This is a genomic window from Chryseobacterium sp. HNCC26DJ241, from assembly GCF_057180505.1.
Genome location: NZ_JBXUGL010000020.1, coordinates 36,420 through 58,114 on the forward strand (window position 1 = coordinate 36,420; position 21,695 = coordinate 58,114).

Consider the following 21,695-nt stretch of genomic DNA (forward strand, 5'->3'; position numbering starts at 1 on the left):
GGAAAAAGCGATTTTTTTAATCAATTTTTTTCATCTCCATTGGCACACCAAAATAATGCATTAGCGAGATTTTTTTTGGGAAAAGCCTTGAATTCTCCCGGCATCAAAACGCTAAAAATTTCTGTGAAATTTTGCACTCCTTTTTTATCGGTAACGATGGCACATCGATTCCATCGTATCAGATTTTTAATTCCTAACAAAGCATCTTGCAGCCATGCTCCCCAAGTAAAATTTTCCAGATCAGTATCCAAATATAACAAATAATTTAGTTCATCATAAATATTTACTTTCACCTTTACATAAGGAATTACCAGATTTTCAAAATCTTCTTTCGTAACTTCTCCTTGTGCATGAAATGCAGCAACATTATCAGGAGCATCAGAAAGTAGAGTAATCATAATTTGCTTTTCATTAGGGTGATAAAGGTAGATATTCATGTTTTTTAATGCTTTACACATTTTGAGGGATAATTTATATGATTTCTTTTGCAAACTGTAGAAAGAAAAAGCGTGCATGATTTTGGTTAAAACAGTTACATAACTAATTGCGAAAAAGATTTCTTTTTTTTGAAAAAATAATCACATTCTTTTTCAGAATATTTTAAATTTGATATTCATGATTAAAAATTCTTTTATTCAATTTACATCAAAAGGAATATACTGTGTTCCCGGAAAATTTTATCTTGATCCGTGGAGACCGGTAGATTTAGCTTTGATTACTCACGGACACGGCGATCATGCAAGATGGGGAATGAAAAAATATTTGTGTCATCATTTTACAAAACCGATTTTGAAGCTCAGAATTGGTGACGATATTAATGTCCAAAGTGTTGAATATGGAGAAGAATTGAAAATAAATGATGTAAAAGTTACTTTTTTTCCGGCTGGTCATATTGTAGGTTCTTCCCAGATCAGGATGGAATATAAAGGGAAAATTGTTGTTTTTTCCGGAGATTATAAAGTTCAGGATGATGAAATTTCCACACCTTTCGAATTGGTGAAATGCCACGAGTTCATTACCGAAAGTACATTTGGATTACCCATTTATAACTGGCTCGAACCACAAGATTATTCCGAAAAAATGAAGACTTGGGCGGAAAAAAATCGTGATCATGGAAAAACTTCCGTTTTTGTAGGATATTCTTTGGGAAAAGCTCAGCGAATTATGAAATCTTTGGAAGGTTCTGGGAAATTATTTGTTCACTCTTCCATCGCAAAACTAAATGAAGCCATTGAAAGTGTCAGAATCAATCTTCCGGAATATGAAACCATTGATTTTTATGGAAATATAAAAGAAACTCAAGGCGAAATTGTAATTGTTCCGCCAGCTTTGTTGGATAGTAACGTTATCAAAAAAATTCCGGAACGTGCAACTGCTATTTGTAGCGGTTGGATGCAGGTTCGTGGTTCCAGAAGATGGCGATCTGCGGATGCGGGATTTGCTATTTCGGATCATGCGGATTGGAAAGGTTTGCTTGAAACCGTGAAAGCAACCGAAGCCGAAAAAATCTATGTAACACACGGACAAACCGAAGTTTTTGCAAAATATCTCAATGAAATCGAACTGAATGCAGAACCGGTGTCTACTATTTTTGGGGATGAAGAAATTGAGGAAAAGGAAATCCTTCAGAATGACGAAGAATAAAAAACCATTAAGACATTGCGTTAATACTTCATCAACTTAGAAGCTGTTTGAATTATATAATCATTATTTAAAACCACAAAAACACAAAGGTTTTGTTAAGTTTAAAAACGTTGAAGATAAAAGTTCGCATAAGAAAATCTTTGATTTTCAAAACTTAAATGTTCTTTAATGAGCTTTTTAACAGTTTTAAATTTAACTTAAATGTTTAAAAATTTTGCACCTTTTGTGGTCTTATTTTTGTCAATTTTAAATCTTTATTGAAACCAATTACTGACTATAAATCCAAAATACAGAGAACAATTCAACAGTGAGTTTACTCAAGAAAAATCTTGACAAACTTAAAGAAAAAGGCGGAATAAGATATCTTTTCCGTGTTTCTGAAAGTCCGGTTTTTATGACAAAAGATTTTAAAGAAAAACTGAATGATATTTGTAAAAGCATTATTACTCAAATTAAAAACATGGGTGATGAAGAACTTCAGAAAGCCATTCCAGAAAACTGTAATGTTCTGAATGATACAAAACAGCCTCTTAATTCCTTAATGGTGTAAAATAAATATCGATATTTATTACTCTAAAATAAATTTCTTAGTAAACGTTTTCCCATCTTTATTTTTGAAAACAGCAAGGTAAAATCCTTTTTGCAAGCCTCCCAAATCTACTTTTCCTACAGAGAGAAGATTGTTTTTTTCTAAAATTTTTCTTCCACTGGTATCTACAATCTGGATTTGTTGTATTAATCCGTAGGTAGATTTGTAGTTCAGCGTTTTGTTTTCTACAAATATGGTAAAATCATTTATTGCAATTTCATTGGTAGCAAGCGTAACGGATTTTGCCGTTTCAATAATGAATTCCAGACCGAGTTTTGCAAATTTTGCAGCATGAGTACTACTGTTTCCCATATTTGCTAATTTATCCTGGCTGGAATGGATGTACGGATTGTACTGCGAAAAATCGGCTTCGAAAGGAAATGCAGATTCATATCCATTTTCTGCCCAACTGTAATGATCGGAACATCCATAATTACAGATCGTATTTCCGTATGTTACTTTATGCGTTCCGGAAGCATTGTAATGTTCCATCAATTCAATTAAAAATAAATTCAAATTATTACTGTTGTAATCATCGGTTGTCAGATAAATATCATTGGGTGAACCTTTATAGTTTGTCATGTCAAACTGAACAAATGAAACCACGTTTTTATTTTGCGAAGCATATTCGGAAGCAATTTCGTATGAACCTACCAATCCTATTTCTTCCGCAGCAAAAGCCATGAATTCTACCGTTTTTTCAGGTTTATAATTCATATTAATAAGAATGCGGATCATTTCCGTAATTGTAGCAATTCCGGAAGCATCATCATCTGCACCGGGAGCTTGAGAAGTATTGGAAATAGAATCCATGTGTGCACCTACAATTACATATTCATTGGGTGCAGTATTTCCGTTAATCGTTAAAACTAAAGAAGGCATCGTCGTTCCGGAATGATTGACTGTTCGTACGGAAATATCCGTTCTTCCGGCAGCAGTTATCATATTTTGCCATTTCGTTTTCAGATCCTGAACTGCAGTTTTTGCTTGTGCAGTAGTATGTCTTCGTGTTCCGTAATTTTCAAGAGTCTGAATATGATTTTTAATATTTGTGGCATTCACCTGATTGATGGCTGTATTCACCAAAGCATCTTGTGAAATGGTAAAATCTAAAACTTTGTTTACTTTTTTAGCTTTGCTAATGGAAGAGAGTGCATCTTCTTTCGAAGATTTGTACACGTAACCCGGTCCATGTGTAATTACATTTTTATGAAGATGATGAGCTGCTTTTTCGGTAATATATACTGCTGCCTGATTATTTTTAATATCAAGAATCTGAACTTCCTCAGGAAAGATATTTTTTAGTTCTTTTGCATTTTCTGCATCAGTAGTAGCATAAATTTGCTTTTGCTGTGCATAAATTTGAGCCGATAACAGAACTACGGAAATTATTGAAAATAGTTTTAATTTCATATCTGGAAAATTTTTAATAATTTGAATTATGTAAAAGTAATTAATTTATACAAAACATAAATCTAAAATTTTGACTTAAATTTTTAGCAGTAAAACCATATTTTTACATAGTAATGAAATTTTTTTCCCGGCTTATCTCATCTCTGGAAAGCACCAATAAAACCAATGCGAAACTGGATGCTATAATTCAATATTTGGAAATAGCTCCGGATAACGATAAGCTGTGGTTTCTGGCTTTATTTACAGGAAAGCGTCCGAAACGTCCCGTTAATACTAATTTTCTAAAACAATGGGCTTTGGAAATTACCAATCTTCCGGAATGGCTTTTTCTGGAAAGTTATTCTTCAGTTGGAGATTTGGGAGAAACTTTGTCATTGCTACTTCCGCCTCCGAAACATCAGATTGAAAAATCTCTTTCGCAATGGATGAAGGAATTAATTGAATTAAGAGAAAAATCCGACGATGAAAAGAAAAACTATGTTTTGGAAAGCTGGAACGGACTGGATTATACCGAACGTTTCATTTTCAATAAATTGATTGGTGGAAGTTTTCGGATCGGTGTTTCAAAAAAATTGCTGATTAATGCTTTGGCGAAATTTTCCGAGCAGGAACAAAGCCAGTTGATGCATTCCATTATGGGAAAATGGGAAGTAGAAAATATAGATTTTACAGAACTTATTGCAGGAACCAATATCAATCCGGACAATTCCAAACCATATCCATTTTGTCTGGCGTATCCGTTGGAAAAAGAAATTCAGGATTTGGGAGAAAAAAAAGATTGGCAAATTGAATACAAATGGGACGGAATTCGTGGACAATTGATTAAAAGAAATGACGAAATTTTCGTTTGGTCGAGAGGCGAAGAATTAGTAACTCCACAATTTCCGGAAATTGAAAATGTTCTGGAAAAATTCAGTGAAAATTTTGTGGTTGATGGTGAAATTTTAGCCGTGAAAAATAATGAAGTTCTCAATTTCAATGAATTACAAAAACGACTAAACCGAAAAAACATCACCAAAAAAATGATGGAAGAAATTCCGATTCACGTTTTTGTTTATGATATTTTGGAATTTGAAAATGAAGATTTGCGAGGAAAACCTTTGCACGAAAGACGGAAAATTCTTGAAAATCTGATTCAGAAAAATCCGAATGAAAATATTTTTTTATCACAAATCATTGAATCTGAAAATTGGGAAGAATTACCTGAAATTCGGGAAAAATCCAGAGAAATCAATTCCGAAGGTTTGATGCTGAAACACAAAGATTCCGAATATCATTCCGGAAGAAAAAAAGGCGATTGGTGGAAATGGAAAGTGGATCCTTTAACGATAGATGCGGTTTTAATTTACGCTCAGAAAGGAAGCGGACGAAGAAGCAGCTATTACACCGATTATACTTTTGCTGTGAAAGACGGCGAAAAATTGGTAACCATTGCAAAAGCATATTCCGGTTTAACAGATAAAGAAATTATGGAAGTCAGCCGATTTGTTACCAAAAATTCTCTGGAAAAATTCGGACCAGTTCGTACTGTAAAACCTGAACTCGTTTTTGAAATCGCTTTTGAAGGAATTGGTTTCAGCAATCGGCATAAAAGTGGAGTAGCATTACGTTTTCCAAGGATTGTACGTTGGCGTCGCGATAAAATTGTAGATGAAATAGATCATCTTGAAGAGGTAAAAAAATTAATAAAGTAACAGAATTATTTTAAAAATTTATAAACAGATAGTTTGTCATTCCGTAGGAATCTGTATAAAGAAAAACTTAAACTATTAATAACCATAGATTCCTACGGAATGACAAACCAATACTTAAAATCCTGAATTTTGAAAAATTTCCAATCTTCACAAGGCTTTCAAATCATCCAAAACTGGATGAACAGAAAAGGCATTTCTCCTTTCGGATTTCAGTTGGAAACTTGGGAAAAATTTTCAAAAAATTATAGCGGAATGGTGATTGCGCCAACTGGTTTTGGGAAAACCTTTTCTGTATTTCTGGCTGTGGTTTCGGATTTTATGAACGATCCTGAAAATTATGGAGACGGAATGAAATTGCTTTGGATCACACCGCTTCGTGCGCTTGCTAAAGATATTGCGAAAGCGATGAGTGAAGTTTTGGAAGAAATCGGTTTGGATTGGGAAGTTGCGGTACGAAATGGAGATACTCCAAAAGAAGAACGAGCAAAGCAGACCAAAAAAATGCCGGATATTTTCATTATTACTCCGGAAAGTTTACATTTACTATTAGCTCAGAAACAGCATCAGAAATTTTTCAAAAATTTGAAATGCATTGCCGTGGATGAATGGCACGAACTTTTAGGAACAAAAAGAGGAATTCTTACGGAATTGGCCATTTCACGGATTTTCAGTTATCAGCAAAACATAAAAATTTGGGGAATTACTGCAACCATCGGAAATCTGGATGAAGCAATGGAAGTTCTGATTCCTTACAAAATCAAGAAAACAAAAATCATTGCGAAAGAAAAAAAGAATCTGGAAATTATTCCTATTTTTCCTGATGAGGTGGAAGTTTTACCTTGGGCTGGACATCTCGGAGCAAAACTCGCAGACAAAGTAGTTCCTATTATTTTGGAAAGCAAAACCACTTTGATTTTCACCAATACCAGAAGTCAGGCAGAAATGTGGTATCAATTGCTTCTTCAGCAATATCCGGATTTTGCGGGACAAATTGCCATTCATCACAGTTCTATTGATAAAGAGTTAAGAATCTGGATCGAAGAAAATCTGAGTTCAGGGTATTTAAAAGCAGTAGTTTCTACTTCATCTTTGGATTTAGGTGTGGATTTTAAACCTGTAGATACAGTGATTCAGATTGGTTCCAGTAAAGGAGTTGCCAGATTTTTACAAAGAGCAGGAAGAAGCGGACATTCGCCTTTTGAAATTTCTAAAATTTATTTTGTTCCCACTCATTCTCTGGAATTGATAGAGGTTGCAGCTCTTAAAGAAGCCATCAAACAGAAAATAATCGAGCCAAGAGAACCGATGATTTTAACATTTGATGTTTTGGTTCAGTATCTTGTTACGTTGGCTGTTGGCGATGGTTTTGAGGAAAAGGAAACTTTTAAGCAAATTAAAAATACTCATGCTTTCAAAGATTTAACAAACGAAGAATGGCAATGGTTTTTAAAATTTATAACGACTGGAGGTTCATTGAAAAGCTATGAAGAATTTCATAAAGTTGTAGTGGAAGACGGAATTTACAAAGTAACCAGCCGAAGAATTGCTATGCTCCACCGAATGAATATCGGCGCAATTGTGAGCGATGCCATGATGAAAGTGAAATTGGTAGGTGGTGGTTATGTCGGAATGATCGAGGAATATTTTATTTCAAAATTGAAAAAAGAAGACCGTTTTATTTTGGCAGGAAGAGTTCTGGAAGTTTCATATATTAAGGAAATGACGGTTTACGTTCGCAATTCAAAAGGAAAAGCGATGGTTCCCAGTTATTTAGGAGGAAGATTGCCGCTTACTTCGTACTTGTCACAGTTTTTAAGACAAAAATTATCGGAAAGTCTACAACCAAAATCTTCGGAAAAAGAACTGAAATTTCTACATCCGTTATTAGCTAATCAGGAAGAAAACTCCCACATTCCGAAAGAAGACGAATTTCTGGTGGAAATGATTAATACAAGAGACGGTTTTCACCTTTTTATGTATCCTTTTGAAGGACGTTTGGTTCACGAAGTAATGGCTGCTCTTATTGCGCATCGTATTTCAAAAATTTCTCCTGTTTCGTTTTCAATGGCGATGAATGATTACGGTTTTGAACTTTTGGCGAATCAGGAAATTCCGATCAATGAAGAAAATCTGAAAGTAATTTTATCGAAAGAAAACCTGATTCGTGATGTGATGGAAAGCATCAACGCAACAGAAATGGCAAGACGGAAATTTCGTGATGTAGCGGTAATTTCTGGATTGGTAGTCCAGGCTTTTCCGGGACAGCAAAAATCCAATAAAAATTTGCAAGCAAGTTCCGGTTTGATTTTCAATGTTTTGGAAGATTATGATCCCGAAAATTTATTGTTGAAGCAAGCATATTCCGAAGTTTTCAACCAACAGATTGAAGAAGCCCGATTGATGGAAGCCTTTAAGCGAATCGAAAATTCTAAAATTATCCTGAAATTTGCCACTGCTTTCACGCCTTTGAGTTTTCCTATAAAAGTGGATAGTTTGCGAGCCACTTTAACCAGCGAAGATCTGGAAACCAGAATCCGGAAAATGCAGGAAGAAGCCATGAAAAGAAAAGCTAAAAATCAGATAAAAACTAAAAGGAAGAATAAATTGTAAATTTTTGTTTTTCAAAAACTTTTGTGACTTTTGTGGTTGAAATGATAAAAACATTATCCAAAAATATTCAAAATGAAGCCTTGATTTTCACGAATCAAAAAGCGATATTTTGGGATCGTGAAAAAGCATTGATTATCAGTGATATTCATATTGGAAAAGCAGCGCATTTTCGGAAAAACGGAATTCCAATTTCTTCACAAATTTTGAATGATGATTTAAAAATTTTGGAAAATCTTATTCACCATTTCCATGCTGAAAAACTGATTATTGTCGGCGACTTTCTTCATGCAGGAAATAATTCTGATGTTGAAATTTTCTGCAAATGGCTAGAGAATTTTCCGGATTTGAAAATCATTTTAATTAAAGGCAATCACGACCGTTTTTCAAATGAATTTCTGAAAGAGATCTGCATTGATGTAATAGAAAACGAACTGAAAATTTCTCCATTCACTTTCATTCACGAACCACAATATTCTGAAGGAAAATTTGTAATTTCAGGACACATTCATCCCGGAATTGTTTTAGAGCAAAAAAAAATCCAGCGCCTGAAACTTCCATGTTTTGCCTACTCGGAAAGACAACTTATTTTGCCGGCATTTTCAAAATTTACAGGCTTGGATTGCAAAACCCTCAATGAAAATTTTGTAAAAATTGTCATTCACAAAAATTTTATTTTTGAAGTTTGAAAGGCGCGAGCGAAGCGAGCGTCAAAAGAGTTTAGTATTAGAGATTTTATTCTGTGTTTGTCGAATTTTTTTTTTAATTTAAATCAAAAATTCAAAAAAATGAAATCTATATTTTTAAAAATAGCGATTCCTGTTTCTTTAGGGTTTTTGGGTATTTTGCTTTACAATTCCTGTTCTGTAGGAATTCCCAAAAATGCAGCTGCAGTTCAGCCTTTTGATTCGGAAAAATATCTTGGAAAATGGTATGAAATTGCCCGTTTCGATTATCGTTTTGAAAAGAATCTTAATAATGTTACGGCAACTTATTCCAAAAATGCAGACGGAACTATTAAAGTGGACAACAGAGGTTTTGATTATGTAAAAAACAAATGGAAACAAAGTGTTGGACAGGCAAAATTTGTACATTCCGAAAATGAAGCTCGGTTGAAAGTTTCTTTTTTCAAACCTTTTTGGGCAGGATATAATGTTATCGATATTGATTCCGATTACAAATACGCTTTGATCGCTGGAAACAGCCTTGAATATTTGTGGATTCTTTCTCGCGAAAAAACAATTCCTGAAAATATAAAAGAGCGTTTTCTTCTGAAAGCAAATGAATTGGGATACAATACTTCAAACCTGATTTGGGTGCATCATGATTAATTTTTTTTTTAAATAAATTCTGTATTTTAGATTAAATTCCGAAATTCGAATAAATTTTTTTGAATGAATGCAGTTCTTATTACCATTGGTGATGAAATTCTCTCTGGAAATACAGTAGATACCAATTCCAATTTTATAGCAACAGAACTTAAAAGTGTAGGAATCAAAGTAATACAAATTTTTACGATTTCCGATGAAACAGAGATCATTAAAAAAACGTTGAGATCTGCTCTTGAAATTTCCGATCTTGTAATTACAACTGGTGGTCTTGGTCCAACTCGTGATGATATGACGAAGAAAGTTATTACTGAGTTTTTTAATGATGAATTGGTTTTGGATGAAAAAACCTTTGAACATCTCAGAGCGTATATCGAAAAAAGAGGGAGACTGGATATTTTGGAAAGAAACAAAGAACAGGCTTTTGTACCTTCTAAATCTAAAGTTTTTCAAAATTTTTACGGAACAGCGCCTTGCATGATGATGGAGGAAAATGGGAAATTGGTTTTCAATTTACCGGGAGTTCCTTATGAAGTAAAACCTTTGATCAAAGGTCAGATTATTCCTTTTCTGAAAGATAAATTTAAATTAAATTATATTTCCACAAGAATTGTATCGGTGGTCAATTTTCCGGAAAGTACGCTTTCGGATACTATTGAAGACTGGGAACTTTCGTTGCCATCCAATATTTCTTTATCCTATTTGCCTGTCGGAACAAGAGTAAAACTTAGATTAACAGCAACTGGAGATAATGAAAAATTTTTAGAACAGCAGCTGGAAAATGAGATTCAGAAACTATTTCCTTTAATTGAAGGGCATATTATTGCGACATCAGAAGATGGAATAGAAAAAATTTTAGGCGAAATTTTAAATGAAAAAAAATTAACGATTTCTTCCGCTGAAAGTTGTACAGGAGGTGGTGTTTCAAAATTAATAACCTCAGTCTCTGGAAGTTCAAATTATTTTGCAGGTGGAATTTGTACATATAAAACAGAAACCAAATCTGAAATATTGAATATTTCTTCAAAAATAATTGAAGAAAACACAGTGGTTTCAGAAGAAGTAGCAAAAGCAATGAGTCTCGCTTGCAAGAATTTATTTAAAACAGATATTGCGGTTTCTACAACAGGAGTGGCCGGTCCGAAAACGGATGAATTCAGCAATGAAGTAGGATTAGTGTATTATTCTGTAAGGTATAAGGATTTTGAAAAAACGACGAAGCTATTCCTTCCACATTTGGAAAGACAGGATTTTATGAATTTTGTTTCTCAGAAAGTTTTGCAGGAAGTGGTGGAGATTTTGGTTCATCAGAAATAAAAATTTAGAAACTAAAAAGCGTTTAATTATTTGATGTAATAAATTCCTTTTTCAGTTGTTTATATTTATAATAAAAGTTTTAAAAATGAAAAAAATAGTATTAAGTTTTCTTGTTTCGGCTTCAGCATTTTCTTTTGCACAAACTACCAGAAATGTTGGAGATTTCTCCCTTTTGAAAGTATATGATAGGATAAATGTAGAACTTATTCCTTCTAACAAGAATAAAGTGGAAATTCTTGGGAAGAATGACTCAAATGTACAAACCATTAATAAAAATGGTGAACTGAAAATCCGAATGGCAGCCACAAAAGTATTGCAGGGAGAATCTACCAAAGTGAAAGTATATTATGAAAGTTTGACAGATATTCAGGGAAGTCAAGGCGCTGTAATTACATCTTCAGAAACGTTGGAAAGCAGTATGCTGAATCTTACTTCTAATGAAGGTTCAAAAATTAATCTTAAAATTGATTCTGAAAAACTAAATGCAAAAGGAAATTCCGGGGGTGAAATTTCTTTAACAGGAAATGCAGATAGTCAAGATATTGTAATGAATTCCGGAGCGCAGTTTCATGGTAAGGATTTGGATTCAAGAAATGCTTCTGTTACGGTAAATGCGGGTGGTTACGCTCAGGTTTTTGCAGATGATACTGTAGAAACTACCACTCGAGCTGGCGGAACTATTGAAGTTTACGGAGATCCTGCCAATAGAAACAGCAGCAAAATAGCTGGAGGAAAAGTAATTTTCAAATAGAATTTTTTGAGAATATTTCTTCGGAGATTATTTTTTATTTCTACTGGTAACATTTTCTAAAATAGTAATACTCATTACTATAAATTATAATTTTATGAAGAAACTAAATACAAGTGTCCTTGCATTAGCAGGAATTTTATCATTAAACTTCTTCGGATCTGTGATGATGAAAGCACAGAATGCAGATAAAGGTTTAGACCTTAGTTTGATGGATAAATCTGTTCGTCCGCAAGATGATTTTTACAATTATGTAAATGGAACATGGATGAAAACCGCCAAAATTCCATCGGATAAATCTACTTGGGGAAGTTTTAACAAACTTGCAGAAGACACCGATAATAATTGTATGACAATTCTTAACTCTCTTCTGAAAGATGAATTTGCAGAAGGAAGCGAAGGGAAAAAAATCCAGAATCTATATGCTACATATATGAATATGGATAAAAGAAATGCGGACGGAATTGCACCTATCAAGGCTAATCTTGCCAAAATAGATGCTATTAAAAACCTTGCAGATTTGCAAAAATTTCTGATTTCTGCTACCAAAGATGGTGAAAACGTTTTCTACAGTTGGGGAATAGGTGCAGATATGAAAGATTCTAAAATGAATGCGGTTTATTTGGGAGAAGCTGCATTAGGTTTGGGAAGAGATTATTATCAAAAAGTAAATCCTAAAAATACAGAAGCCTTAGCTGAATATGAAAAGTACATAGCTTCCATGCTTCAAGTTTTAGGATATAAAAATACTGCTGTTGCTGCAAAATCTATCGTTAATTTTGAGAAAAGCATTGCTCAGACTTATTTGACCAATGAACAGATCCGTGATGCTACTTTGCAGTACAATCCAAGAACAATGGCAGAACTTACTTCTACAGTTAAAAATATAGATCTACCGACATATCTGAAACAAGTAGGGGTAAATACAGACAAAGTAATTATAGGAGAAATCAATTATTATAAAAATTTAGATAAATTTATTAATGCTAAAAATCTTCCGGTAATTAAAGATTACATGAAATTTCATTTATTAAGCGGAAGTGCTCCATATTTAAGCAAAAGTTTAGATGAAATGCAGTTTGGCTTTTATGGAAAATATTTAAGAGGACAACAAGAGCAAAGAGCATTGAATAAAAGAGGTTATGAATTGATAAACGGTGTAATTGGTGAAGCCTTTGGAAAATTATATGTTGAAAAATATTTCCCGGCTGAAGCTAAGGCTCAGATGGTAGAACTTATAGATTATTTAAAGAAAAGTTTTGCTCAGCACATTCAAAATCTAAATTGGATGTCTTCTACAACGAAAGAGAAAGCACTAAATAAACTAAATAAATTTACCGTAAAAGTTGCTTATCCGGACAAATGGAAAGATTATTCTAAACTCAATATCTTATCCGAAAAACAAGGAGGAACGTTGTACAAAAACCTTCAAAACGTTACTCAATGGCAATATCAACAAGATTTGGATAAAATAGGAAAACCGGTTGATAAAACAGAATGGGGAATGACACCTCAAACTGTAAACGCATATTACAATCCGATGAATAACGAAATTGTTTTCCCTGCTGCTATTCTACAGCCACCATTTTTTAATCCTCAAGCTGATGCTGCGGTCAATTTTGGCGGAATTGGAGCGGTAATTGGGCACGAAATGACTCATGGTTTTGATGATTCAGGATCTCAATTTGATGCAGACGGAAATCTTGTAGATTGGTGGACTCCGGAAGATAAAGCCAATTTTGAAAAATCTACACAAGCACTTGCTGCACAATACGATAAGTACGAACCTATAAAAGGAAATTTTGTAAATGGAAAATTTACAAATGGTGAAAATATTGCAGATTTAGGCGGAGTAAATATTTCCTATGACGCTCTTCAGATGTATTTGAAAGATAAAGGAAACTCTGGAGCAATCAGCGGTTATACACAAGATCAGCGTTTTTTCCTAAGCTGGGCAACAGTTTGGAGAACTTTACATACAGAAAAAGCATTGATTAACAGGCTGAAAACAGATGAACATTCACCAGGTTTGTATAGATCGTTTGGTCCGTTGGTGAACACGGAAACTTTCTATAAAGCATTTGATGTAAAAGAAGGAGATAAACTATACAAAAAACCCGAAGACAGAATAAAAATCTGGTAAAATACTACGAAGTCACCTCATTTCTTGGGGTGATTTTGTTTTATTCTTAAAACTAAATTTATTAAATTTAAAATCTTAATTTTTTACTGATGAAAAAGATAACAATAAGTATTTTGGCATTCTCGGGATTGATTTATCTTAATTCTTGTGGAACTACAAAAACTACAGCAAATACAGAGACCGAAACCGCAACGGAAGCAAAAGCAGCCGAACAATCGCAGCAGCCTCAAATTTCTGAAGAAGGATTAAATCTCAGTTATATGGATACTTCCGTTCGTCCACAGGATGATTTTTTTAATTATGTGAACGGAAATTGGATGAAAACCACACAAATTCCTTCTGATAAGGCAAGTTGGGGTTCTTTCAATAAACTTCGTGAAGATGTGGATGTAGCTTCGTTAGAAATTTTAAACAAAATTTTATCAGAAAAATATCCGGCTAATTCCGAAGGCGAAAAAATTCAGGCATTGTACGGAACTTTTATAGACTGGAATAAAAGAAATGCTGAAGGAATCAATCCATTGAAATCTCAGTTTGCAAAAATTGATGCTCTGCAATCAATAAAAGATTTACAAAAATATCTTATTGAAATTACGCGTACAGGAGATAATCCGTTTTATGATTGGAGAGTCTCTCCGGATATGAAAAATTCTGTGATGAATGCGGTCTATATTGGAAGCCCAAGTCTTGGTTTGGGAAGAGACTATTACCAGAAAGTAAATGATGCTAATACCAAAACTTTAGCTGAATATAAAAATTATGTTTCCAAACTTCTGAATCTTTTAGGAACTAAAAATGCAGATCAAACAGCACAGCAAATCGTAGATTTTGAAAAGAAATTAGCAGGAGATTTATTGACACTGGAGCAGAATAGAGATGCCAATCTTCGGTATAATCCAAAAACGAATGCCGAACTTACTACTTTGGTGAAAAATGTAGATCTTCCACAATATTTGAAAACAGTAGGTGTAAATACAGATAAGGTGATTATTGGAGAACTGAAGTATTATCAGAATATGGATTCTTGGATGACTGAGAAAAATCTTCCATTAATTAAAGCATATATGAAATATGACTTGCTGAATAACAACGCTGCAAATCTGGATCAAAATCTGGACAATATGCGTTTTGATTTTTATTCTAAATATTTGCAGGGACAAAAAGAGCAGCGATCTATGGACAAACGTGGTCTTGGAGTTGTGAATTCGGTTTTAGGTGAAGCATTCGGGAAACTATATGTAGATAAATATTTTTCGGCAGAAGCTAAACAAAAAATGGAAACCTATATTGGTTATTTGAAAAAATCGTTCAAAACCCACATCGAAAATGTGGATTGGATGTCTCCTGCTACAAAAGAAAAAGCCTTGGAAAAACTTTCCAAATTTGGGGTGAAAATTGCATATCCGGATAAATGGAAGGATTATTCCAAACTTCAGTTGCAATTGCCTTCCGAAGGAGGTTCTTATTTTGGAAATCTTGAAAAAATTTCGGCTTGGCAATATCAGAAAAATTTAGATAAAATTGGAAAACCCGTAGATAAAGCTGAATGGGGAATGTCTCCACAAACCGTAAACGCATATTACAGTTCGTCCAACAACGAAATTGTTTTTCCTGCTGCTATTTTGCAACCGCCTTTCTTTAACTTCAAAGCTGATCCTGCCGTAAATTTTGGTGGAATCGGAGCTGTAATTGGTCACGAAATTTCTCACGGATTTGATGATAGCGGTTCTAGATTCGACGGAGATGGAAATCTGAATAATTGGTGGACAGACTCTGATCGCAAAAATTTTGATGCAAAAGTAGCTCAACTTGCCGCTCAATACGACAAATACGAACCTGTAAAAGGAAGTTTTGTAAACGGAAAATTTACAAGTGGTGAAAATATTGGCGATTTAGGAGGTGTTGCTGTTGCGTATGATGCTTTGCAAATGTATCTGAAAGACAATGGAAATCCCGGATTAATCAGTGGTTATACTCAGGATCAGAGATTCTTTTTGAGTTGGGCAACTGTTTGGAGAACAAAATCTACAGATCAGTTTATGACGAACCAAGTGAAAACAGATCCACATTCACCAGGATATTTCAGAAGTTTTGGTCCATTGGTAAATCAGGATTCTTTTCAGAAGGCTTTTGATATTAAATCGGGAGATAAATTGTATGTTTCTCCTGAAAACAGAATAAAAATCTGGTAATTTTTGAAATAATATAAATAAAATTCGTCTCAAAATTTTGAGACGTTTTTTTGCGGCGGCGAAGCCGCCGCAAAAAAAAACTAATAACCAAATAATCTTTGAAAATACTCTAAAGATAGTTTGCTCCGTAGGAGCAATATCTGTTTAGTAGCATAAAAATGAGTAAATTTGAAAAAGCCAAAATTTATGAAAGTCATCAAAGAAATCAATGCTATTCTCAACAATCCGGAAACTCGTCCTTTTTTAGCGGATGCTTTTTATCCTGAAACAAAAGAAAAGTTACCATTGATGATTTTTGTTCATGGTTATAAAGGATATAAAGATTGGGGAGCCTGGAATTTGATGGCACAAAAATTTGCCGAAGCAGGTTTTTATTTTGTAAAATTTAATTTTTCGCATAACGGAACTACTTTAGGAAGTCCGAAAGAATTTATGGATCTGAATGCATTTGCAGAAAATAATTATTCCAAAGAACTTTCAGATTTGAGTGTCGTTGTCAATTATTACAATCAAAAAGAAGAAGTGGAAAAAGATAATGTTACATTGATCGGACATAGTAGAGGTGGCGGAATTTCAATTATTAAAACTTTTGAAGATGAAAGAGTTCGAAATCTTATTACTTTGGCAAGTGTGGATACTTTGGATCGTTTTCCCAAAAATGAGAATTTTGAAAATTGGAAAAATGAAGGTGTATTTTATAGTTTAAATGGAAGAACGAAACAAAATATGCCCCATCATTTTCAGTTTTTTGAAGATTTTGACAAAAGCAGAAAACGCTTCGATGTAGAATCTGCAATGGAGCAAATAAAAGCCAGAATTCTTATTATTCACGGAACAGAAGATGAATCGGTAGATGCAAATTCTGCGGAAATGCTTCACATGTGGAATCCGAATTCAGAAAAATTTTTGATTGAAAAAGGCAATCATACTTTCGGAGCTAAAGAACCTTGGACAGAAACCGAATTGCCGATAGATTTAGAAACGGCAATTCAGAAATCTATTTCTTTCCTAAAAGAATAAGATTATTTGATTAAAATATTCCAGGCTTCGGTAATTTTACTTTCTATTAAATAATTTTGAGCTTTTTTATGAACAACTTCATCTTCATGAAAATTTCCTTCCGGTAGTTGTTCTATATTGGCAAGCATTCCTAAATCATTTCCGGTAAAAATTTTTGAATATTTAATTTCATTTGGCAAAAGATCAAAGCCAATTCCTTTCGTAACCAATGGTTTTGGAACTTCAAAAAGATTTTGTTCCGTATTTCTGGAATACCAGTTTTCACCCAATCGTGCTACCAGATCCAATTTTTTTTGATCGAGATTTCCTTTTTCATTCAGATATTCTTCACGAATATGAATTTTTACTACTTCACAAATTACCAAATTTCCGGCTCCTCCTTCATTTCCCAAAGGTTTTACTTCTTGAACTTTACATTCAAAATTTACGGGACATTCTTCAATCAGTTTTGGCTGAACCAAATCAGCATCTTTCATCGTCAATCCGGCTTTAACAAATTCATTGACACCTTCTTCGTATTCTGTAGAAGCTAAAGAAGTTTGCTGTACAATCGGGAAATTAACTGTTCCGATAACTACTTCCGGAACTTCCAGAATATTTTCCAAAGTATGTTTTGTAGTATTATCCCGAACCCGTCTTGCCGGAGAAAAAATTACAATCGGCGGAACTGTACTGAACATATTGAAAAAACTGAACGGAGATAAATTGCTATTTCCATTTTTATCAATAGTAGAAGCTAATGCAATCGGTCTTGGAGCAATTGCTGTTTGCATCACAGCTTGCAATTGAATGGGAGAAATTTCGGATGGGATTATTGTTTTCATTTTTTTGTTAAACACAAAAGTTACTGATTTTATGGATTAAGGATATTTAAGATTAAATTTTTTTTAATCTTTTGGTAAATTTTGGAAAAATTTTGAAACAAAGGTTTCATATCCTTCATGATAAATGTTGTTTACATTAAAATTTATTAAAATGGAACGTGGTGATTTTAAAAGATTCATATAATTCATTGTTTGTGCCTTATGAATAGGATGAATTTCAGCAACAGATTTCAATTCCAAAACAATTAGATCTTCAATTAAAAAATCACATTTTAATTTACAGTTTATATTTTCTCCTTTATAATAAAATGGAATTTCAAGTTCACTTTTGTAATTCAATCCTAATAGTGAAAATTCTTTTTTCAAACATTGATGGTATACATCTTCATATAAACCGGGACCAGCAAATTTATGTACTTCGATACAAGCACCAACAATTTTATAAGATAGATCATTTAAATATTTTTGAGTAACCATTTTACTATTTTTTAAATCAAAAAAACACTTAAGTTTAATTTTTGCAAAGTGAAAAGAAGTTCATTTGAGAACACCTTAGTTTTAAAAAACTTTGATTTTCAACTTTAGTGAACTTTTTATCTTTTAATACTCTATTTTTATGTGACTTAGGTGTTTTTTTTTGAATAATCATTTTACTATTTTTAAATCAAAAAACACTTAAGTTTAATTTTTTCACAGTGAAAAGGAGTTCACTTGAGAACACTTTAGTTTTAAAAATCTTTGATTTTCAACTTGAGTAAACTTTTTTATCTTTTAATACTCTATTTTTATGTGACTTAGGTTTTTTTTTTGAATAATCATTTTACTATTTTTTAAATTAAAAAAACACTTAAGTTTAATTTTTTCACAGTGAAAAGAAGTTCATTTGAGAACACTTTAGTTTTGAAAATCTTTGATTTTCAACTTGAGTGAACTTTTTTATTTTAACGCTCTATTATTATGTGACTTAGGTCTTTTTTTTCGCCATCATTTTACTATTTTTTAAATCAAAAAACACTTGAGTTTAATTTTTTCACAGTGAAGAGAAGTTCAGTTGAGAACACTTTAGTTTTGAAAATCTTTGATTTTCAACTTGAGTGAACTTTTTTATCTTTTATACTCTATTCTTATGTGACTTAGGTGTTTTTATAACATTATTTAAGTTTATAAACTAGACAATACTTTTCCCCTCACTTCCCCAAAACCAACTCTGATTCCATCTTTTTCAGCAAAGCCTTTCATAATCACAGTATCTCCATCTTCCAAAAATTTACGTTCTTCTCCGTTGGAAAGTTTTAGTGGATTTTGTCCTCTCCATGTCAGTTCAAGCATCGAACCGAAAGAATTTTGTTCCTTTCCGGAAATAGTTCCTGAAGCATACAAATCACCAACTTCCACATTACAGCCATTTATTGTGTGATGAGCCAGTTGTTGAGCCATATTCCAGTACATATATTTGAAATTGCTTTTGCAGATAAGGTTTTCACCAGAATTTTCAGGTTGAAGATAGACTTCAAGGTTAATATCAAAATTTTTATTTCCTTCAAATTTCAGATAATCTAAAACTTCCGGTTCTTGGTTTGGAGTTGGTACTCTGAATAAGTCCAGAGCTTCAAGAGTTACAACCCAAGGAGAAACAGAACTACAGAAATTTTTCCCCAAAAACGGACCAAGCGGAACATATTCCCAACTTTGGATGTCTCTTGCTGACCAATCATTGAAAAGAACCATTCCGAAAATGGTATCTTCTGCTTCTGATGTGGAGATACTTTCGCCCAATTCCGTATTTTTATTAACAATAAATGCCATTTCCAATTCAAAATCCAATTGTTTTGTAGCGCCAAAAATGGGTTTATCAGAATCTAAAGGTTTCATCTGACCTTTCGGACGATGAAAATTAATTCCCGAAACGACAATGGAAGAAGCACGACCGTGATATCCGACAGGAAGATGTTTCCAATTCGGAAGAAGTGCATTTTCAGGATCGCGGAACATTTTTCCGACATTGGCAGCGTGTTCGATACTGCTATAGAAATCGGTGTAATTTTGAACATGAACAGGCATCATCATTTCTACTTTATCCAAATCATAAAAGCACTCCTGAATCGTTTTTTCATCTTTTCCCAATGAAGAATTTTCCTGAAATAGTTCTTGTAATTTTAATCGAACAGCATTAGTTACGGGTTTTCCTAATTCAATGAATTCATTCAAAGTATAAGCTTCAAAAACATTTTCTTTGAGTCCGTCTATTTCTTCAAAATATCCAAAATCATAAAGTGTAGCCAAATCAACGACCTGATCCCCGATTCTGGTTGCACAGGCAATATATTCTTTATTAAAAACGGCTACTCCGAATGGAATGTTATAAATGGAAAAATCCGAGTCTTGGTTATAGTTTACAAAAGATTTCATAATTATTTAATTTTATAAAAAAGGTTCAAAAATTTTTTTCTTTGAACCTTGAAAATGGGTGTTTATTTATTTTTTCCGAATGATTTTTCGTCTATCCATCTTTCTTTAGAATTGATGTCTACGAGATAAATAATACTTTTCTGTTTTGTGAGTAAAAGAGTTTTAGTAATAGGAAGTGGCAGCTTTTTACCTTCCAGTTGGTCGCATCTTACAGAAATTATATTTTTATTGCTTCTTACTACATCACCACTGAAAACATTAGAGGTGCTTTCTCCCGATTTTTTGTCATCAAAAACTTCTACATAAGTAGCTTTATTTCCTTTGATTACAATAAAATTACGTTCTGTATGATCTTCAAAATCTTTTACGAGAACAAATTTTTTATCATCAATATGTACATCTTTCAGATTTTGATTGATTCCTTTACGTTCTTCCAGACGATCAAGTATTGCGTCCAGATAAGAGTATTGCGCTTTTAGTCCACAAGATGCAACCAACAGCATTAAAGCAAAAAATAGTTTATTCATTTATTTTAATTTTCTGAACCGAATTGCAAAATCCAATCCAAAATTATAGATTTCCTCTTTTAGCTTGTTCTCTTTCCAATGCTTCGAACAAAGCTTTAAAATTTCCTGCACCAAAACTTTGCGCTCCATGTCTTTCGATAATTTCAAAGAAAAGAGTAGGGCGGTCTTCTACAGGTTTTGTGAAAATTTGAAGCAAGTAACCTTCTTCGTCGCAATCAATGAGTATTCCTAATTCTTCAAGTTTTTTAAGATCTTCATCAATGTGTCCGACTCTTTCAGGTACCATTTCATAATAGGCTTCCGGTGGTGGTGACAAAAATTCTACTCCACGTTTTTTTAATTCTGAAACGGTAAAAATAATATCACTTGTAGCAACCGCAATATGCTGAACGCCTTCTCCTTCATAAAAATCCAGATATTCTTCCACTTGGGATTTTTTCTTTCCTTCTGCAGGTTCATTGATCGGGAATTTTGCATATCCGTTTCCGTTGGACATTACTTTCGACATCAATGCAGAATATTCGGTGTTGATTTGTTTGTCATCAAAACTCAGAATATTTACAAAACCCATTACTCTTTCATACCATTCTACTACAGGAACCATTCTGTCCCAGCCTACATTTCCGACGCAATGATCGACGTATAGTAAACCTACATCAGTCGGATTATAGTTGCTTTCCCATTTTTCATAACCCGGCATAAAAATTCCTGTATAGTTTTTTCTTTCTACAAATACATGAACGGTTTCTCCGTAAGTATGAATTCCGGACATTTTCACTACTCCGAATTCGTCTTCCAAAGTTGTAGGTTTCATATAAGGTTTTGCGCCTCTTTTTGTAGTTTCTTCGAAAGCTTTGAAGGCATCATCTACCCAAAGTGCAAGAACTTTTACTCCGTCTCCGTGTTTTTTTTGATGTTCACAGATGGGAGAATCTGATTTTAATCCTGATGTAAGAACCAAACGAATTTTTCCCTGTTGCAGAACATAAGAAGCTCTATCTCGAAGTCCGGTTTCCGGACCTGCATAAGCAACACTTTTAAAACCAAAAGCAGTTTTGTAAAAATGGGCTGCTTGTTTTGCATTTCCTACATAAAATTCTATATAATCAGTGCCGTTAATAGGTAGAAAATTTTCTGCCTGAGCTATTTTTTCGGCAAAAGTGAGAGTTGACATTTTACTTTCTGAGTTTTAGATTATGAACGCCAATTTACGAAAATTTGAGTACTAAAGAGAATTTAT

General features: G+C 33.4%; 18 protein-coding genes. 11 read left to right on the forward strand and 7 right to left on the reverse strand.

The features are described 5' to 3' along the window. Positions 1-20: 20 nt before the first annotated feature. Positions 21-437, reverse strand: a complete 417-nt coding sequence (locus tag AC2A1C_RS10505; RefSeq protein WP_484025662.1) for a SpoIIAA family protein — start codon at positions 435-437, stop codon at positions 21-23. Between the two features lie 178 nt (positions 438-615). Between AC2A1C_RS10505 and AC2A1C_RS10510 the strand changes: the two genes are divergently transcribed. Continuing rightward, positions 616-1,644: a ligase-associated DNA damage response exonuclease gene (locus AC2A1C_RS10510; RefSeq protein WP_484025663.1), complete on the forward strand. Its 1,029-nt coding sequence runs from the start codon at positions 616-618 to the stop codon at positions 1,642-1,644. Positions 1,645-1,951: 307 nt separating this feature from the next. Continuing rightward, positions 1,952-2,194 carry a hypothetical protein gene (locus AC2A1C_RS10515; RefSeq protein ID WP_484025664.1) on the forward strand — a complete coding sequence of 81 codons (243 nt, stop codon included), beginning with the start codon at positions 1,952-1,954 and terminating at the stop codon, positions 2,192-2,194. Positions 2,195-2,212: 18 nt separating this feature from the next. On the opposite strand, the gene AC2A1C_RS10520 is transcribed toward AC2A1C_RS10515, so the two are convergent. Next, positions 2,213-3,646, reverse strand: coding sequence for a M20/M25/M40 family metallo-hydrolase (locus AC2A1C_RS10520; RefSeq protein ID WP_484025665.1), 1,434 nt, complete (start codon positions 3,644-3,646; stop codon positions 2,213-2,215). Positions 3,647-3,759: 113 nt separating this feature from the next. Between AC2A1C_RS10520 and AC2A1C_RS10525 the strand changes: the two genes are divergently transcribed. The 9 genes from AC2A1C_RS10525 (at position 3,760) to AC2A1C_RS10565 (ending at position 16,695) form a co-directional block, all read left to right on the forward strand. Further along, positions 3,760-5,340 (forward strand): ATP-dependent DNA ligase, encoded by a 1,581-nt coding sequence (locus tag AC2A1C_RS10525; protein WP_484025666.1) that lies wholly within the window; start codon positions 3,760-3,762, stop codon positions 5,338-5,340. A 129-nt stretch (positions 5,341-5,469) separates the two neighbouring features. Then, entirely contained in the window at positions 5,470-7,950 is a 2,481-nt protein-coding gene (locus AC2A1C_RS10530; protein WP_484025667.1) for a ligase-associated DNA damage response DEXH box helicase, read from the forward strand. A gap of 41 nt (positions 7,951-7,991) precedes the next feature. Next, on the forward strand, positions 7,992-8,636 hold the full coding sequence (pdeM, locus tag AC2A1C_RS10535; RefSeq protein ID WP_484025668.1) for a ligase-associated DNA damage response endonuclease PdeM: 645 nt from the start codon (positions 7,992-7,994) through the stop codon (positions 8,634-8,636). A 99-nt stretch (positions 8,637-8,735) separates the two neighbouring features. Beyond that, positions 8,736-9,278, forward strand: a complete 543-nt coding sequence (locus AC2A1C_RS10540; RefSeq protein ID WP_484025669.1) for a lipocalin family protein — start codon at positions 8,736-8,738, stop codon at positions 9,276-9,278. A 63-nt stretch (positions 9,279-9,341) separates the two neighbouring features. Further along, complete coding sequence (locus AC2A1C_RS10545; protein WP_484025670.1) at positions 9,342-10,592, forward strand: CinA family nicotinamide mononucleotide deamidase-related protein; 1,251 nt, start codon at positions 9,342-9,344, stop codon at positions 10,590-10,592. Between the two features lie 85 nt (positions 10,593-10,677). Continuing rightward, on the forward strand, positions 10,678-11,343 hold the full coding sequence (locus AC2A1C_RS10550; RefSeq protein WP_484025671.1) for a head GIN domain-containing protein: 666 nt from the start codon (positions 10,678-10,680) through the stop codon (positions 11,341-11,343). Positions 11,344-11,437: 94 nt separating this feature from the next. Further along, positions 11,438-13,483 (forward strand): M13 family metallopeptidase, encoded by a 2,046-nt coding sequence (locus AC2A1C_RS10555; protein WP_484025672.1) that lies wholly within the window; start codon positions 11,438-11,440, stop codon positions 13,481-13,483. A gap of 89 nt (positions 13,484-13,572) precedes the next feature. After that, positions 13,573-15,675: a M13 family metallopeptidase gene (locus AC2A1C_RS10560; protein WP_484025673.1), complete on the forward strand. Its 2,103-nt coding sequence runs from the start codon at positions 13,573-13,575 to the stop codon at positions 15,673-15,675. Positions 15,676-15,861: 186 nt separating this feature from the next. After that, positions 15,862-16,695: an alpha/beta hydrolase family protein gene (locus AC2A1C_RS10565; RefSeq protein ID WP_484025674.1), complete on the forward strand. Its 834-nt coding sequence runs from the start codon at positions 15,862-15,864 to the stop codon at positions 16,693-16,695. Between the two features lie 2 nt (positions 16,696-16,697). On the opposite strand, the gene AC2A1C_RS10570 is transcribed toward AC2A1C_RS10565, so the two are convergent. The 5 genes from AC2A1C_RS10570 to hppD form a co-directional block, all read right to left on the reverse strand. Then, on the reverse strand, positions 16,698-17,519 hold the full coding sequence (locus tag AC2A1C_RS10570) for a flavin reductase family protein (protein WP_484025675.1): 822 nt from the start codon (positions 17,517-17,519) through the stop codon (positions 16,698-16,700). Positions 17,520-17,582: 63 nt separating this feature from the next. Further along, the gene (locus AC2A1C_RS10575) at positions 17,583-17,996 is read right to left on the reverse strand and encodes a GxxExxY protein (protein ID WP_484025676.1); all 414 of its coding nucleotides are present in this window, start codon (positions 17,994-17,996) and stop codon (positions 17,583-17,585) included. A gap of 684 nt (positions 17,997-18,680) precedes the next feature. Beyond that, entirely contained in the window at positions 18,681-19,928 is a 1,248-nt protein-coding gene (gene fahA, locus AC2A1C_RS10580) for a fumarylacetoacetase (RefSeq protein ID WP_484025677.1), read from the reverse strand. A 62-nt stretch (positions 19,929-19,990) separates the two neighbouring features. Next, on the reverse strand, positions 19,991-20,455 hold the full coding sequence (locus tag AC2A1C_RS10585; RefSeq protein ID WP_484025678.1) for a hypothetical protein: 465 nt from the start codon (positions 20,453-20,455) through the stop codon (positions 19,991-19,993). A 43-nt stretch (positions 20,456-20,498) separates the two neighbouring features. Then, a complete protein-coding gene (gene hppD, locus AC2A1C_RS10590) occupies positions 20,499-21,629 on the reverse strand; it encodes a 4-hydroxyphenylpyruvate dioxygenase (RefSeq protein WP_484025679.1) in 1,131 nt (376 codons plus the stop codon). Positions 21,630-21,695 lie beyond the last annotated feature (66 nt).

What these genes read in the sequence shown, in the direction of transcription:
- AC2A1C_RS10505 (WP_484025662.1), bottom strand. Translation starts at nt 437, where the DNA reads ATGAATATCTACCTTTATCACCCTAATGAAAAGCAAATTATGATTACT.
- AC2A1C_RS10510 (WP_484025663.1), top strand. Translation starts at nt 616, where the DNA reads ATGATTAAAAATTCTTTTATTCAATTTACATCAAAAGGAATATACTGT.
- AC2A1C_RS10520 (WP_484025665.1), bottom strand. Translation starts at nt 3,646, where the DNA reads ATGAAATTAAAACTATTTTCAATAATTTCCGTAGTTCTGTTATCGGCT.
- AC2A1C_RS10525 (WP_484025666.1), top strand. Translation starts at nt 3,760, where the DNA reads ATGAAATTTTTTTCCCGGCTTATCTCATCTCTGGAAAGCACCAATAAA.
- pdeM (WP_484025668.1), top strand. Translation starts at nt 7,992, where the DNA reads ATGATAAAAACATTATCCAAAAATATTCAAAATGAAGCCTTGATTTTC.
- AC2A1C_RS10540 (WP_484025669.1), top strand. Translation starts at nt 8,736, where the DNA reads ATGAAATCTATATTTTTAAAAATAGCGATTCCTGTTTCTTTAGGGTTT.
- AC2A1C_RS10545 (WP_484025670.1), top strand. Translation starts at nt 9,342, where the DNA reads ATGAATGCAGTTCTTATTACCATTGGTGATGAAATTCTCTCTGGAAAT.
- AC2A1C_RS10550 (WP_484025671.1), top strand. Translation starts at nt 10,678, where the DNA reads ATGAAAAAAATAGTATTAAGTTTTCTTGTTTCGGCTTCAGCATTTTCT.
- AC2A1C_RS10555 (WP_484025672.1), top strand. Translation starts at nt 11,438, where the DNA reads ATGAAGAAACTAAATACAAGTGTCCTTGCATTAGCAGGAATTTTATCA.
- AC2A1C_RS10560 (WP_484025673.1), top strand. Translation starts at nt 13,573, where the DNA reads ATGAAAAAGATAACAATAAGTATTTTGGCATTCTCGGGATTGATTTAT.
- AC2A1C_RS10565 (WP_484025674.1), top strand. Translation starts at nt 15,862, where the DNA reads ATGAAAGTCATCAAAGAAATCAATGCTATTCTCAACAATCCGGAAACT.
- AC2A1C_RS10570 (WP_484025675.1), bottom strand. Translation starts at nt 17,519, where the DNA reads ATGAAAACAATAATCCCATCCGAAATTTCTCCCATTCAATTGCAAGCT.
- AC2A1C_RS10575 (WP_484025676.1), bottom strand. Translation starts at nt 17,996, where the DNA reads ATGGTTACTCAAAAATATTTAAATGATCTATCTTATAAAATTGTTGGT.
- fahA (WP_484025677.1), bottom strand. Translation starts at nt 19,928, where the DNA reads ATGAAATCTTTTGTAAACTATAACCAAGACTCGGATTTTTCCATTTAT.
- AC2A1C_RS10585 (WP_484025678.1), bottom strand. Translation starts at nt 20,455, where the DNA reads ATGAATAAACTATTTTTTGCTTTAATGCTGTTGGTTGCATCTTGTGGA.
- hppD (WP_484025679.1), bottom strand. Translation starts at nt 21,629, where the DNA reads ATGTCAACTCTCACTTTTGCCGAAAAAATAGCTCAGGCAGAAAATTTT.